Origin of the sequence: Mycobacterium sherrisii, from assembly GCF_002102355.1 — a bacterium.
Classification (GTDB): domain Bacteria; phylum Actinomycetota; class Actinomycetes; order Mycobacteriales; family Mycobacteriaceae; genus Mycobacterium; species Mycobacterium sherrisii.
In genome coordinates, this window is the sequence record NZ_LQPT01000077.1 from 76,856 (window position 1) to 91,807 (window position 14,952).

The following is a 14,952-nucleotide window of genomic DNA, read 5'->3' on the forward strand; positions in this document are numbered from 1 at the left end:
TGTCATGATTGTCTTGGGCGTCGTTCTGCTCATTCTTGGATATGTTTTCACCATTCCTTTGCTATGGACGATCGGCATCATTCTGATCGTTATCGGCGCGGTGATGTGGGTGCTCGGCGCGGTGGGCCGTCCGGTCGCCGGCAGGCGGTACTGGTACTAGTGGCTCCTGGCGCTCGATAACGCCTCACAGGACACACATAGGAATGTCATAGCGGTGGCTCAGTAGGCCGCGGATACTGGAACTTGTGACGCAGTCTCGATCCTCCGTAGAGCGTGTTGTCATGTGCCGCGCCGACGGCAATCCGATCAACGTGCTGGTCGTCGACGACGAATCGGTGTTGGCCGAAATGGTCTCCATGGCACTGCGATACGAGGGCTGGAACATCGCCACGGCCGGGGATGGCGCCTCGGCCATCGCCTCGGCCCGTGCCCATCGGCCCGACGTCGTCGTGCTGGATGTCATGTTGCCCGACATGAGCGGCCTTGAGGTCCTGCACAAACTGCGCGAGGAGAACCCGCAACTTCCGGTGCTGTTGTTGACGGCCAAGGATGCGGTGGAGGATCGGATCGCGGGGCTGACCGCTGGCGGCGACGACTACGTCACCAAGCCGTTCAGCATCGAAGAGGTGGTGCTGAGGTTGCGAGCGCTGTTGCGGCGCACCGGCGTAACCACCGTGGACAGCGGCGCCCAGCTCGTTGTGGGCGACTTGGTGCTCGACGAGGACAGCCACGAGGTGACCCGCGGGGGGGAGCCGATCTCGTTGACTTCCACCGAATTTGAGTTGCTGCGCTTCATGATGCGCAATTCCAAGCGGGTGCTCAGTAAAGCGCAGATCCTCGACCGGGTGTGGAGCTACGACTTCGGTGGCCGATCCAACATCGTCGAGCTGTACATCTCGTACTTGCGCAAAAAGATCGACAGTGGCCGTGACCCGATGATCCACACGCTGCGGGGTGCGGGTTATGTCCTCAAACCAGCCCGTTAGGTCACGGCGGGTCTGGTCGCTTCGGCTGCGGCTTCTGGTTGGCCAGGTCGTGGTGCTCGCCCTGGTCTGCGTCGGAATCACCGCGGCCACCGAACTTTCGCTCAATCATCACCTGATGCGCCAGCTTGACGCGCAGCTCGACGGCACCTCGCACCGCTCCGCTCTGCTGTACCCGGAACCGAACCACCCCGGTCGGCACCGCGACCGGGATCGGGTCTACTACCCGCGGCCGGGGCCGGGCCCGCGCTTCCTCGACGCGCCCGGCCAGCCCGCCGGCATGGTCGCCGCGGTGGTCAGCGATGGCAAGACGGTCGATGCTGGCTACTTGACCAGCATCGGTTCCCGGGCCGCGCTGAGCGACAAGGCTCAGGAGCAGCTCGCGGCGATCGCCGGCGGCCGCGCCCCGGTGACGCTGGACCTCGACGGCCTCGGCCGCTACCGCGTGGTGGCAGCCCCGAGCCGCCGGGGCGGCGACCTGATCGTCACGGGGCTGTCGATGTCCGACGTCGATGCCACCCTGCTGCAGATGCTGGTCATCTTCGGAATCGTCACCGTCATCGCCATCGCCGCGGCGACGATCGCTGGAGCCGTGATCATCCGCCGCGCGCTCGCCCCGCTCCGCCGCGTCGCCCAGACCGCGCGCCGGGTTTCCAACCTGCCGCTGGACCGCGGCGAGGTCGAACTGCCGGTGCGGGTGCCCGAATCCGACGCCAATCCCGCGACGGAGGTCGGTCAACTCGCCTCGGCGCTCAACCGCATGCTCGACCACATCGCGGCCGCGCTGTCGGCGCGGCAGGCCAGCGAGACCCGGGTGCGGCAGTTCGTCGCGGACGCCAGTCACGAACTACGCACCCCGTTGGCCGCGATCCGCGGCTACACCGAACTCACGCAACGGATGGGCGACGACCGCGAGGCGGTGGCGCACGCGATGAGCCGGGTCGCCTCCGAGACGGAGCGGATAACGCGTCTCGTCGAGGACCTGTTGTTGTTGGCACGGTTGGACTCGGGCCGGCCGTTAGAACGCGAACAGGTGGACCTGTCCCGGCTCGCCGTGGACGCGGTCAGCGACGCGCACGTTGCGGGACCGGATCACCAGTGGGAGCTCGACCTGCCGGAGGAACCGGTGGTCGTCGTCGGCGACGCGGCTCGCCTGCACCAGGTGCTGACGAATCTGCTTGCCAATGCCCGCATTCACACCGGCGCCGGGGCCGTGGTGACAACACGGCTCAGCACCGACGCGACGCACAGCGTGCTGCAGGTCATCGACAATGGCCCCGGTATTCCGAAAGCGTTGCAGTCGGAGATTTTCGAACGGTTCGCCCGCGGCGATACCTCACGCTCCCGCAAGGGCGGCAGTACCGGGCTGGGTCTGGCGATCGTGTCCGCAGTTGTCAAGGCGCACAACGGAACCATCACGGTCGACAGTTCGCCCGGGCGGACCGAGTTCACGGTGCGGTTGCCACTGGATGGGTGGCAACCGCCCGCAGACTTGGCTAGCTAGAGCAGGTTACGTCGATTTCGAAGGACTTGTTCACCGGCTGTGTTGGGTTGGCGGTGTCGATGCCGGTGGCGGTGCCGGTGATTTTGTAGCTGTTGCCGTTCTTGGTGGCCGACGCGTTGCCGCCGCCGCCCGCCGAGGAGTACGCGAGGGCGACGCCATTGACGTTGCCCAACCCGACGGAGGTCACCTGGGGCGGGTTCGCGTCGGTCAGCACCGCGGCGATGCCCGAAGCGGCCCCGCCGATTGCGATGTTGACGTTGCCGCCTGCCGTCGTGCAGACGACCGAGCCGGTCACGTTCTGATCTTTGCCGTCGATGACCACCTTGGTACCGCCACCCCCGCTGGCGGTAGCCGACGAACTCGCCGACGACGACCCACTCGTGCTCTTCTTGTCGCTCGAACAACCGGAAAGACCGGCGACCAGAATCGCTGCTCCGGCAACCGCGACCGTCAGTTCACGCTTCACCTGTTCTCCTTTGCCCGATCGTTGCGGCCCACCACATTGCGGGCCGTTCAGGCAGTATGCGGCTTTGCCGGGCCGCGCAAAAGAGGTTCGAGCAAATTGTTTCGTTTTGGTTAACTGGCCACTCCCAGCAAGTTCTTCCCGGCGAGGGGACGTTGATGGCACTGTATTGCCGTGGACCACAAACCCCCTAGCGCGACCATCGAATCGGCGCATCGGAACAATTCCCTGCCCTGGCACGACACAACAGATTTCGACAACGCCGACCGCGGGTTCATCGGGGCGCTGTCCCCATGCGTGATCACGGCGGCCGACGGACGCGTGGTGTGGGACAACGACGCCTACACCTTTCTGGACGGCCCCGCGCCGACGTCGGTGCATCCGAGTCTGTGGCGACAATCGATCCTCAACGCCAAACAAGGCCTCTACGAGGTGGTGCCGGGAATCTATCAAGTGCGTGGCTTCGACATCTCCAACATCACTTTCGTCGAGGGCGACACCGGGATCATCGTCATCGACCCGTTGGTCTGCACCGAGGTCGCGGCCGCCGCGCTCGGCCTGTACCGCGCCCACCGGGGTGGCGAGCGTCCCGTCGTCGCCGTGATCTACACCCATAGCCACGTCGACCATTTCGGGGGCGTGCTGGGTGTCACCTCGCAGGCCGACGTCGACGCCGGCACGGTGGCCGTGCTGGCACCGGAGGGGTTCACCGCACATGCGGTGCAGGAGAACGTCTATGCCGGCCCGGCCATGCTGCGTCGTGCGACGTACATGTACGGCAGCCTGCTGGCGCGCGGACCCCAAGACCAGGTGGGTTGCGGCCTCGGTCAGATCCCCTCGTCGGGTGAGGTCGCCATCATCGTGCCGACTATCGACATTCGCGCGACGGGCCAGACGCACACCATCGACGGCGTGGAGATCGAATTCCAGATGGCGCCCGGCACCGAGGCGCCGGCCGAAATGCATTTCTACTTCCCCCGTTTCCGCGCGCTGTGCATGGCCGAAAACGCCACCCACAACCTGCACAACCTGCTGACGTTGCGCGGGGCCTTGGTCCGCGACCCGCACGCGTGGGCCGGCTACCTCACCGAGGCCATCGATACCTTTGCCGCGCGTACCGATGTCGTGTTCGCGTCGCACCATTGGCCGACGTGGGGCCGGGACAACATCGTCGCGTTCTTGTCGCTGCAGCGCGATCTCTACGCCTACCTGCACGACCAAACGCTGCGCCTGCTCAACCAGGGCTACACCGGTGTCGAAATCGCCGAAATGTTCCAGCTGCCACCGGCTTTGGACGACGCATGGCACACCCGCGGCTATTACGGGTCGGTCAGCCACAACGTCAAGGCCGTTTACCAGCGTTACATGGGATGGTTCGATGGAAATCCGGGCCGGCTGTGGCCACATCCACCCGAGGCGCTGGCACCCCGATACGTGGCGGCGATGGGCGGGATCGAGCGTGTCGTCGAGCTGGCCCGAACTGCCTTCGATTCCGGCGACTTCCGTTGGGCGGCGACACTACTCGATCATGCGATCTTCACCGACAGCGACCACGCCGCGGCGCGGGCACTGTATGCCGACACCTTGGAGCAACTGGCCTACGGCGCCGAAAACGCCACCTGGCGTAACTTTTTCCTCAGCGGGGCAGCAGAACTGCGGAATGGCAACTTCGGCACGGCCGGTCAGGTCACCTCGCAGACCATGCTGTCCCAGCTGACACCGGAACAGATATTCGACGGCCTCGCCATTCGGGTCAACGGACCGCGCAGCTGGGAGCTCGACATCACCACCGACATCACATTCGCCGACCTGGGTGTGAATTACCGGCTAACGTTGCGCAACGGCGTACTCGTGCACCGCCAGGTCGCCGCCGACCCCGCGACGGCAACGGTGACGATCAAGCTGGACAACAAGTCTCGCTTGTTGGCGACCGCCATGGGCGACTTTGATTCGCCCGGCCTGCAAATCTCCGGCGATCGCGGTGCACTGCAGGCCTTCCTGGGTGCACTCGAACAACCGAACCCGAACTTCAACATCGTCACACCCTAGGCGTGTCCCTTGTGCCCGCCTCCGAGCGACAATCAGGCGAGCGCACCCACCGAACCCGGCGTTGTCGCTCGGAGGCAGGCAAATCGGCACCGACCTCGGCGAGCAACCAGTGTGGCGCTTGTGACCTCATGCGACATCGATGACGACCTTGCCGAGCACCTTGCGGTCGGCGACGTGGCGCAACGCCGCGGCGGTCTGCGACAGCGGGAACCGCGCACCGATATAGGGGCGCACGGTGCCGGTGGCGAACATCCGCGTCAGCTCCGCGATGTCCCTGGCCGCCTCGTCCGGGTAATCGGTCATGAACGTGCGGATTTCCATACCCCGCACGCAGATATCTTTGAGCAGAACGAGATTGAGCGGGATGGCCGGGATGCTGCCCGCGGCATAGCCCAGCGTGACGAACGTGCCGCCGCGCGCCAGGGCGCGCAGCGCCGGCTCGGCATACGCTCCTCCGACCGGATCCAGGACAACACGGGCGGCGTCGCCGGTGAGTTCACGGATCCGCGACTTGAGATCCTCGCGGTCGTAGTCCACCACGGCCGCGGCGCCCCGCTGGCGGCACAGCTCGAGTTTCTCCGGGCTCGACGCCGCCGCCAGCACTCGCATGCCCATCGCCACGCCCAGATCCACCGCCGCCAGACCGACGCCGCCCGCGGCGCCCAGCACCACAACCCAGTCACCGGCCGTCACGGCGGCGGTCGAGCGCAGCGCGTGATACGCGGTGCGGTAAGTCACCCCGAACGCGGCGGCCTCGGCGAAGTCCGCATCGTCGGGCACGACGGTCGCCTGGGTCGCGTCCAGCAGCGCCTGTTCGGCGAACGCCCCGAAGGTGGTGCCGGACACCCGCTGCCCGGGGCTGAACGGCGCGCCCGCCCCGACGGCGAGCACCTCGCCGGCGATCTCATTGCCCGGGATGAACGGTGGCGGAATTTTGACCTGATACTTGCCGGCGATGAACAGCACATCGGGAAAGTTGACCGCCGCGGCGTGTACCCGCACCAGCAGCTGGCCCGGTGCGGGCACGGGTTCGGGCACGTCATCGAGTTCCAGGCTTTCCGGCGGACCATACGAGCGACAGACAACAGCGCGCATCATGCGACCCCCAGACCGTTGAGACAGAATTGCACCACATGTGCGATGTCCTCGGGTCCCGGCCGGTTGGCCGCGCCCAGGTAGCGGCGCATCATCGCCGCCGTACAGCAGAACACGGCGTCGACATCGCGTTGTACATCGCTACTGCCCAGGGCCGCAATGGGTTCGACCAGAAGATCACGCAGCGGGCGCATCATTTCCTGGTCGACCGTACGCCAATCGGCGGCCGCCGAGATCTGACCGGCCGCGGCACGGCTCTTTCTGATCAGGTCGGGCGCGGCGACCTGGGCCAGCGTGCCCTCGATCCACCGGACGAGCTTGTCCCGGGGCGCCGACTCCTTTGCCATCTGATGCTCGAGATAGGACACCACGATCGCGATGCCCCGCTCCATGACGGCCAGGATCAGTTCGTCCTTGCCGGCAAAGTATCGGTAGAACGCCTTATTGGAGGACCCAGCCTCCGCGACGATGTCACTCACCCGGGGCGCCTCGGGAGCGACGCGCTCCATGACGCGCACCGCGGCGGCCAGGATGCGTTCGACCTCCTCGGTCGCCTCCCGATGCCGGTCGTCGAGGGCACGCCCGACGGCCGCGGCGACTCTGTTGGTCACGGCGAATGCGGCTGCGCCGGAACGCTGCCGACCAGGGCACCGTACTTCTCCCTGGCCACGGCACGGCGAACGTCGAGCATCTCGCTGGGCCAGGCACCGTCTTCGGCGTCGTATCCCTTGAGCAGCATCCGGGCCAAGTTGACCTTGTGCGCCTCGGTCGGCCCGTCGGCGAGACCCAATGCGATCCCGCCGAGCAGCACGTTGACCAACGGCAGCTGGTCGGTCAGACCGAGCGCGCCGTGGACCTGGATCGCCCGCAGCGCAATCGATTTCAGCACTTGAGAGGCGAGGATCTTGCACGCGGCGATCTCGGCGCGGGCGGCATGCTCGTCGCCGTTGTCGATCAGCCAGGCGGCGTGCAGTACGGTCAACCGGAACGGAATCAGCTCGGTGTATGAGTCGGCGACGAACTCCTGCACCAATTGTTTGTCTGCCAGCGAACTGCCCTGCGTGAAACGGCTTTTCGCGCGCCGGGACATCATCTCGACGGCGCGCTGCGCCATCCCGATGGAACGCATCGCATGATGCAGCCGCCCGCCGGCCAATCGAGTCTGCAAAATCAGGAAGCCCTGTCCCGGCTCGCCCAGCAGCGCATCGGCCGGTACCCGTACCCCGTCGTAATGAACCAGCGAATGTCCCGGCTCGTGCGGGTCAGCTCCCACCAGATGGTGGTTGGCCTCCACCTTCAGTCCGTCGGTCCCGGCGGGGATTAGAAAGGTCGACGCCCCGCGGTGGACGGGTACGTCCGGGTCGGTGATCGCGACCACGATGAAGAACGACGCGACGGAGGCGTTGGAGGAGAAGTACTTTCGTCCGGTAATGACCCATTCGTCGCCGTCCCGGACGGCGCGGGTGGTGAATACGCGGGGGTCGGCCCCGCCCTGTGGTTCCGTCATCGAGAAGCAGGAGAAGATCTCCCCGGACAGCAGGCCGGCCAGATAGCGATCTTTTTGGGACTGGGTGCCGAAGCGCGCGATGATCTCCGCGTTGCCGGTGTCGGGCGCCTGGGTCCCGAAGACGATCGGTGCCCACGGGCTGCGGCCCAGAATCTCGTTGATCAATGTCAGCTTGACCGCCCCGAACCCCTGCCCGCCCAGTTCCGGGCCCAGATGCGGGGCCCACAAGCCATTCTCGCGGACCTGTTGCTTGAGCGGGTCGACGACGCGACGTCGTTCGTCGTTGAGCGGCAGGAACTCGCAGCCGGGAAACAGCACCTCCAGCGGTTCGACTTCCTCGCGTACGAACTCGCGAACCCAGGCGAGTTTCTTTTCGAACTCCGGCTCGGTGGAAAAGTCCCAAGGCATGTCGAGTACTCCTGTTGTTACGGAATTCCGCCGTCGGCCCGCACGATGGAACCGGTGGTAAAGCTGGACGCGTCAGAGGCCAAAAACAGTGCGGCACCGATGATTTCGGGAGGTTCGCCGGGGCGTTGCAGTGACAGATGTGCAAACCTGTTGGTCTTGTCCTGGTCAAGGTTCCAGGCCTTGCTGACGTCGGTCAAGAAGGGACCGGCCATCAGCGTGTTGACCCGCACCGACGGTGCGAACGCCCGGGCCAGCCCCTCGGTCATCGCGTTGAGGCCGGCCTTGGCCGCCGCGTAGGGAACGATATCGGCGCCGGGACGCAATGATCCGGTGGAGCTGACGTTGATGATGGATCCGCTGCCCGCGGCCACCATCCGCTCACCCACCAGCGCCGACAGCCGAAATGGGCCCTTCATGTTCAGGTTGACCACCGCATCGAACAGCTTCTCGGTGACATCGCTCAGCTTGTCGTAGAGCGGTTGCATGCCGGCGTTGTTGATCAATGTGTCAATTTTGCCGAACTTTTCGTAGGTCGCCTCCACCAGGCCGTCGAGTTGCTCCCAGCGGCCGACGTGCACCTGATAGGGCAGGGCGGTGCGCCCGGTCTCGGCCTCGATTTCCTTGGCCGTCGCCACGCAGTTGTCCATCTTTCGGCTGGCGATCACTACATCGGCCCCACAGCGCGCGACCGCGAACGCCATCTCCCGGCCCAGCCCGCGGCTGCCGCCGGTGATCAGCACCACCCGGTCGGTGAGGTCGAAAAGCCGGTCGGCGTAACCCATTTCGGCTAACCCTTCGTCTTCAGCGACCGGGACAACTCGGCAGCGGTCGCGATGAGTTGCAAAATCATCGGCCCGAACGCATCGGTGATTTTCGGGTCGACCTGGCCGGTGCGCACTCCGGCAGCGTAGGTCTTCTCCAGCACGATGCCCAGCTTCCAGTTGGCCAGCACCAGGTAGTAGTCGATGTGCTCGGTGGACAGGCCGCTGACGTCTTCGTAGTGGGCGAGCAACTCACTGCGGGTCGGCATGCCGCGCATGTCCAGATAAAACCCGTCGGCCTTGGGGGTTTCGCCGTCGTAGCCCAGCAATGCCCAGGCCAGATCCAGCAACGGATCTCCGACGGTGGTCATCTCCCAGTCCACGATCGCGGCGAGTCGAGGCTGGCTGCCGTGGGCGAACATGACGTTGGCGAACTGGTAGTCGCCGTGCATGATCCCCGGCCGGTACGAGGCGGGCCGGTTGTTGCGCAGCCAGTCGGCGGCCTCGTGCAGGCCGGGCAACTCGCGCACCCGATACGATTCGAGGAACGCCAGCCAGCGATCGACCTGGCGATCGTGGAACCCGTCCGGGCGGCCGAAGCCTTCGAGTCCTTGGCGGCGCCAATCGACGCGGCCGAGCTTGGCGGCGCCCTCGACGAGTTGGAATGCCAAGCCGCGTCGCGCATCCAGGTCGGTGTCGAATGGCGGCTGCCAGCCGCCGTCCACCGGGCTCCAGCCGTCGATCGCCCGCATTACGTAGAACGGCCTGCCCAGCACCGTGCCGCTGTCGTCGGCGGCGATCAACTCGGCGTGCGGTACGTCGGTGCCCGACAACGCCCGCACCAGCCGGATCTCCCGCAGCAGGCCGTCGATGCGAGCCGCGTCCGCGCGCGGGCCCGGCATCCGCAGCACCATGCGTTGTCCGCCGCGAGTAATCAGATACAGCGTGTTCTGCGAACCGCCCTTGAGGGGGTCCAGCAGCGGCTCTTCGCCACTGCCGGGGGCGTCGCTGGCGTCTAGCCAGCGGCCAAGTGCCCGCGGGTCCAGCTGGGTTTCACCGGCAGTCGTCATTGTCCGCACACCCCACTCTCTCCATGGAGAATAGCATTCTCCATGGGTGGCGCTAGCGTTATGCCTGACATCGCCGAACGTGCTTCGATGGCGAAAATCCAGCGGCAAAATCCTGCCAGTAGAGCGCTAGTTCGGTTTGTGGGCACTGAGCAGAAAGCCCGGTACCATGAAATGCCCCTCACCGTCGTGCTCTACGTTCGGTAACTCGGTGTCGAGGGCGGCCTCGTTGCCGTAGACCTTTGCGGGGCGAACGTCGTCGACCTGCCACTGTGCCCCGACCGACTCACGTAATTCGCCTTCGGTGAAACCGCGTGGACCGGGCCGATCATGCGAGTCACCGAGCGCCCCGGCGGCGAACGCCAAGATGTACAACGCCGCACCGGGCGCGGCCGCGCGAAGAATCGACCGCAAATAGTCCTGGCGCCCCTCGGGAGGCAGGGCATGGAACAGCCCGCTATCCACGATGGTGGCAAACCGGCCTTCGGAACCGGGTGGGTAGCCGCCGAAGGATGTGACATCAGCCTGCGCGAAAGTCGCTGTCGTCAAACCTCGTTCGGCAGCAGCGGCGGCCGCGGCGTTGACCGCGGTCGCGCTGGCATCCAGCCCGACGACGGTGTAGCCGCGCTCAGCGAGCGCCAGCGACAGGGCGGCATGGCCACAACCGGAGTCCAGCACGTCCCCGCGGATCTTGCCCTGATCGATCAGTGCCGCCAGCTCGGGCTGAGGCCGACCGATGCTCCATGGCGGTGGTGATTCCTGTCGGTAGGCGGCATCCCAATCGATGCTCGGTTGGGTCATCTGTCCTCCTCGAGGTGGGCCTCCTTGCAGATTAGGCGGCGGCCGCGCGCGGCCGCATCGCGCGATGAGAAACTGCGAACCCGTCACTGGACACCCGACCGACAGGGAGAGCCATGCAAGTCCTTCTGGTCCGGCATGCGCTGCCGCTGCGCAGCGAACACGGCCAGGGATCTGACCCCGATTTGTCCGAAGAGGGCATCGCGCAGATCGCGCGCCTGCCGCAGGCACTGGCCAGGTTCCCGATCGCGCGGGTGGTCAGCAGCCCGCAGCGGCGCGCCATCCAGACCGCCGAACCGGTTGCCGCCGCCCGAAACCTCGCCGTCGAGGTGGACGAGCGGTTCGCCGAATACGATCGCGACCTGCCCGTGTACATCCCGGTCGAGCAGATCCGCGCGGAAAACCCCAAGGAGTGGCAGCGACTGGCCCAGGGGCATCTGCCCAGCGCGGTCGACGAGGACGCGTTCCGGGCGCGGGTAATCGCGGGGATAGCTGATCTCGTCGCCTCGTCCGAGCCCCAGGACACCGTCGCGGTCTTCAGCCACGGCGGGGTGATCAACGTGGTGCTGCACCACATCCTGGGCACGCAGCGGCTGTTGTCGTTTCCCGTCGACTACGCGTCGGTCACGCGTCTGTTGTACTCGCGCACCGGTTCAGCAACGGTGGCGGGAGTCAACGGCGTCGAACACGTGTGGGACCTGTTGCCGCGTAATCAGCGATGGTAAACAAGTTCGGTGACTTCGGCTGATCGACTCGACGGGCTGGACCTGCCCGCCCTGGACCGGTATCTGCGTTCGCTCGGCATCGAACGCGACGGCGAACTGCGTGGCGAGTTCATCTCCGGCGGCCGCTCCAATCTGACGTTCCGGATCTACGACGACAAGACGAATTGGTTGGTGCGCCGGCCGCCGCTGCACGGCCTCACGCCGTCCGCGCACGATATGGCCCGCGAGTACAAAGTTGTGGCGGCACTGCAGGACACGCCCGTACCGGTGGCGCGAGCTATCGCGCTGTGCGAGGACGACTCGGTGCTCGGTGCGCCGTTTCAGATCGTCGAGTTTGTCGCTGGCCAGGTGGTGCGCCGCCGCGCGCAGCTCGAAGCCCTCAGCCACACGGTGATCGACCGATGCGTGGACAGCTTGATCCGCGTGCTCGTCGACTTACACAATGTCGACCCGGATGCCGTGGGGCTGGCCGATTTCGGTAAGCCCAGCGGATACCTGGAGCGGCAGGTGCGCCGGTGGGGGTCGCAATGGGCATTGGTGCGACTGCCCGACGACCAGCGCGACGCCGACGTGGAACGCCTGCATTCCGGTCTGCAGCAAGCCATTCCGCCGCAAAGCCGCACCTCGATCGTGCACGGCGACTACCGGATCGACAACACCATCCTCGACGCCGACGACCCGACGCGGGTGCGCGCCGTGGTGGACTGGGAACTCTCGACGCTGGGCGACCCGCTCTCGGACGCCGCCCTGATGTGCGTGTACCGCGACCCGGCGCTGGATCTGATCGTCAACGCGCAAGCGGCCTGGACGTCGCCGCTGCTGCCGACGGCCGACGAACTGGCCGACCGCTATTCACTAGTCGCGGGTCTGCCGCTGGCGCATTGGGAGTTCTACATGGCGTTGGCCTACTTCAAGCTGGCCATCATCGCCGCGGGTATCGATTTCCGCCGACGCATGGCCGATCAGGCCAGCGGCCGGGAGTCCGAGCACACGCCCGAAGTCGTCGCGCCGTTGATCTCCCGCGGTCTGGCGGAGCTTGCCAAGCTGCCGGGCTAGCCGCGCGGCCCGGCGTGCTGCTTCTTGGCGGCGCGGCGCAACTGCAGGATCCGCGCGGTCCCGACGGCGACGGTGATCAGCCCGCCGACCACGGCCGCGAGCAAGATGGCCACCCCCAGCGGCAGGCTCCAGTGCCAGCCCAAGAACTGGAACGGCGTCGACGTCGTGTTCTGGGTGATGAAGATCAGCAGCAGGATCAAAATCAGGAAACCCGCGATCAGGGCCGTCCACAGCGCCCCGGCGCGGGTGAACCCGATCGCGGGATCGCCGGGTTTGGCGCCGACGCGGCGACCTGAAGCTGGGGCCGGGGGCGGTACCGGAGGTGGTTCAGGCGGCGGGTTACCCGGCGAACCGGGTGTGTTGCTGCTCATAGATCTATCTTTGTCCCATCCGGGCCAGATTGAAACCAAACCCGCCGAACCGCTCGCATTTCCGGCCCGGCGTCCGGGCGATTCTGCCGATAGGGTCACCGTTATGCGGATGCTGCGGCGCGTGCGGCGCCCGATCATCTTCGCGGCGGTGGGCGTTGCGGCCATGTGTCTGATGGTGTCCTGCATCAACTCCGACCCGCTGGGACCGCAGGTCCGGAGCATGAATTCCATCGTGGTCGGCTCGGCGGATTTCCCGGAATCCCAGATCGTGGCCGAGATCTACGCACAGGCGTTGCGGGCCAATGGTTTCGAGGTGGGCCGACGGATGGGCATCGGCAGCCGCGAGACGTACATCCCGGCACTCAAAGACCATTCCATCGATCTGGTGCCGGAATACGTCGGCAATCTGCTGCGGTATTTCGCCCCGGAGTCCACCGCAACCATGCTCGCCCCCGTCGAATTGGAGCTCTACCAGAAACTGCCGGGTGATCTGTCATTGCTGACGCCGTCCCCGGCCACCGACACCGACACGGTGAGCGTCACCAGTGCGACCGCGGCGATGTGGCGTCTCAAGACGATCGGAGACTTGGCCCGGCATTCGCCGGAGGTGAAATTCGGCGCCCCGTCGGCCTTCGAAACCCGGCCGTTCGGCCTGCCGGGGCTGCGCCAGAAGTACGGGCTGCTCATCAGTCCCGGGAACTTCGTGGCAATCAACGATAGTGGCGGGGCCGTCACGGTGCGGGCGCTGGTGCAGGGGCGGGTGACGGCCGCCAACATCTTCACCACCTCCCCGGCGATACAGCAAAACGATCTGGTCACGTTGGACGATCCCGAACACAACTTCTTGGCGGGTAACATTGTGCCGCTTGTGAATTCGCAAAAGAAGTCCGACCGGCTCAAACGTGTGCTGGACGCGGTGTCGGCAAAGTTGACGACGGCCGGCATGGCCGCGCTCAATGCGTCCGTGGCGGGCAATTCGGGTGTCGATCCGGACCAGGCAGCACGAAACTGGGTGCGGGAAAACGGTTTCAACCACCCGATCGGACAGTGATGGGCGGCTGGAGAGTGGGAAAGTGATCGTCTTCGACGACGTCTGCAAGACATTTGCCGACGGGACCACCGCCGTGGACCACCTGAACCTGGTGGCCGCCAACGGTAAGCTGACCGTCTTCGTCGGCTCGTCCGGCAGCGGCAAAACGACGGCGCTGCGGATGATCAATCGGATGATCGAGCCGACCTCGGGCCGCATCACCGTTGACGGCAAAGACGTTTCGGCCGTCAACCCGGTGACCTTGCGGCTCGGTATCGGCTATGTGATTCAACACGCCGGGCTGATGCCGCACCAGCGGGTCATCGACAACGTCGCGACCGTCCCGGTGTTGCGAGGACAGTCGCGGCGGGACGCGCGCGCGGCCGCTTACCAGGTGCTCGAACGCGTCGGCCTGGACGCCAGACTCGCCAACCGTTACCCGGCGCAACTCTCCGGCGGCGAGCAGCAACGCGTCGGCGTGGCCCGCGCGCTGGCCGCCGATCCGCCAATTCTGTTGATGGACGAGCCATTTTCGGCAGTCGACCCCGTGGTCCGTGTCGACCTGCAGAACGAAATCTTGCGTCTGCAAAGCGAATTACGCAAGACCATCGTGTTCGTCACCCATGACATCGACGAGGCGCTCAAACTGGCCGACCGGGTCGCGATTTTCGGGCCCGGCGGCGTCTTGCAGCAGTACGCCGAACCCGCCGAATTGCTTTCACGCCCGGCCAACCGTTTCGTGTCGAACTTCATCGGTCTCGGCCGCGGTTACCGATGGCTGCAGCTGATCGACGCGGACGGCCTGCCACTGCACCCGGTCGACAAGATCTCGGTCAGCAGTGTGCGCGACGGCACGCCCGCCGGCTGGGCGCTGGTCGTCGACGATCGCGGCCTGCCGTTGGGCTGGATCGACGGCGAGGGCCTGCGTCGGCATCGCGGCGGAGCTGCGCTGGCGGACAGCATGACGGCGGTCGGGTCGCTGTTTCGCCCCGGCGACAACCTGAGCCGGGCGCTGGACGCCGCCCTGTCGTCGCCGTCGAGTATCGGCGTCGCCGTGGACCGCGACGGCATGGTGATCGGCGGAGTCCTGGCCGCCGACGTTCTCGCTGTCGCCGATGCCCAGCGGCGGGCCTGA

Annotated in this window: 16 protein-coding genes; 8 read left to right on the top strand and 8 right to left on the bottom strand. The window is 66.1% G+C overall.

The features are described 5' to 3' along the window. The first annotated feature begins 4 nt into the window (after positions 1-4). From AWC25_RS27010 to AWC25_RS14210, 3 genes are all read left to right on the top strand, one after another. A complete protein-coding gene (locus AWC25_RS27010) occupies positions 5-160 on the top strand; it encodes a DUF6131 family protein (protein ID WP_169717127.1) in 156 nt (51 codons plus the stop codon). Positions 161-281: 121 nt separating this feature from the next. Next, entirely contained in the window at positions 282-986 is a 705-nt protein-coding gene (locus tag AWC25_RS14205) for a response regulator transcription factor (protein ID WP_085166966.1), read from the top strand. Continuing rightward, positions 964-2,487: a sensor histidine kinase gene (locus AWC25_RS14210; protein WP_069400054.1), complete on the top strand. Its 1,524-nt coding sequence runs from the start codon at positions 964-966 to the stop codon at positions 2,485-2,487. The genes AWC25_RS14205 and AWC25_RS14210 overlap by 23 nt, the downstream gene beginning before the upstream one ends. On the opposite strand, the gene AWC25_RS14215 is transcribed toward AWC25_RS14210, so the two are convergent. After that, on the bottom strand, positions 2,480-2,953 hold the full coding sequence (locus AWC25_RS14215) for a lipoprotein LpqH (RefSeq protein ID WP_069400053.1): 474 nt from the start codon (positions 2,951-2,953) through the stop codon (positions 2,480-2,482). The two genes, AWC25_RS14210 and AWC25_RS14215, sit on opposite strands and share 8 nt — an antisense overlap. Before the next feature lie 165 nt (positions 2,954-3,118). Between AWC25_RS14215 and AWC25_RS14220 the strand changes: the two genes are divergently transcribed. Further along, positions 3,119-4,999, top strand: a complete 1,881-nt coding sequence (locus AWC25_RS14220) for an alkyl/aryl-sulfatase (protein WP_169717130.1) — start codon at positions 3,119-3,121, stop codon at positions 4,997-4,999. 126 nt (positions 5,000-5,125) lie between these two features. On the opposite strand, the gene AWC25_RS14225 is transcribed toward AWC25_RS14220, so the two are convergent. The 6 genes from AWC25_RS14225 to AWC25_RS14250 form a co-directional block, all read right to left on the bottom strand. Next, positions 5,126-6,094 (bottom strand): NADPH:quinone oxidoreductase family protein, encoded by a 969-nt coding sequence (locus AWC25_RS14225; RefSeq protein ID WP_069400051.1) that lies wholly within the window; start codon positions 6,092-6,094, stop codon positions 5,126-5,128. Further along, complete coding sequence (locus AWC25_RS14230) at positions 6,094-6,705, bottom strand: TetR/AcrR family transcriptional regulator (RefSeq protein WP_069400050.1); 612 nt, start codon at positions 6,703-6,705, stop codon at positions 6,094-6,096. The genes AWC25_RS14225 and AWC25_RS14230 overlap by 1 nt, the downstream gene beginning before the upstream one ends. Further along, positions 6,702-8,009, bottom strand: a complete 1,308-nt coding sequence (locus tag AWC25_RS14235) for an acyl-CoA dehydrogenase family protein (protein WP_085166968.1) — start codon at positions 8,007-8,009, stop codon at positions 6,702-6,704. Before AWC25_RS14235 ends, AWC25_RS14230 begins: the two co-directional genes overlap by 4 nt. A 17-nt stretch (positions 8,010-8,026) precedes the next feature. Next, positions 8,027-8,791 carry an SDR family NAD(P)-dependent oxidoreductase gene (locus AWC25_RS14240; RefSeq protein WP_069400048.1) on the bottom strand — a complete coding sequence of 255 codons (765 nt, stop codon included), beginning with the start codon at positions 8,789-8,791 and terminating at the stop codon, positions 8,027-8,029. A 5-nt stretch (positions 8,792-8,796) separates the two neighbouring features. Next, a complete protein-coding gene (locus tag AWC25_RS14245) occupies positions 8,797-9,840 on the bottom strand; it encodes a phosphotransferase family protein (protein ID WP_069400047.1) in 1,044 nt (347 codons plus the stop codon). A gap of 126 nt (positions 9,841-9,966) precedes the next feature. Further along, positions 9,967-10,638: a class I SAM-dependent methyltransferase gene (locus AWC25_RS14250; protein WP_069400046.1), complete on the bottom strand. Its 672-nt coding sequence runs from the start codon at positions 10,636-10,638 to the stop codon at positions 9,967-9,969. Between the two features lie 113 nt (positions 10,639-10,751). On the opposite strand from AWC25_RS14250, the gene AWC25_RS14255 reads away from it, so the two are divergent. After that, a complete protein-coding gene (locus AWC25_RS14255) occupies positions 10,752-11,360 on the top strand; it encodes a histidine phosphatase family protein (protein ID WP_085166969.1) in 609 nt (202 codons plus the stop codon). Positions 11,361-11,369: 9 nt separating this feature from the next. Next, complete coding sequence (locus tag AWC25_RS14260; RefSeq protein WP_069400044.1) at positions 11,370-12,416, top strand: phosphotransferase family protein; 1,047 nt, start codon at positions 11,370-11,372, stop codon at positions 12,414-12,416. Here the strand turns inward: AWC25_RS14260 and AWC25_RS14265 are convergent. After that, complete coding sequence (locus tag AWC25_RS14265) at positions 12,413-12,787, bottom strand: LapA family protein (RefSeq protein WP_069400043.1); 375 nt, start codon at positions 12,785-12,787, stop codon at positions 12,413-12,415. The two genes, AWC25_RS14260 and AWC25_RS14265, sit on opposite strands and share 4 nt — an antisense overlap. A 103-nt stretch (positions 12,788-12,890) precedes the next feature. Here AWC25_RS14265 and AWC25_RS14270 point away from each other — a divergent pair, with 103 nt between their 5' ends. Together AWC25_RS14270 and AWC25_RS14275 are read left to right on the top strand one after the other, a co-directional pair. Continuing rightward, positions 12,891-13,838: an ABC transporter substrate-binding protein gene (locus tag AWC25_RS14270; protein WP_085166970.1), complete on the top strand. Its 948-nt coding sequence runs from the start codon at positions 12,891-12,893 to the stop codon at positions 13,836-13,838. 22 nt (positions 13,839-13,860) lie between these two features. Then, entirely contained in the window at positions 13,861-14,952 is a 1,092-nt protein-coding gene (locus AWC25_RS14275) for an ABC transporter ATP-binding protein (RefSeq protein WP_085166971.1), read from the top strand.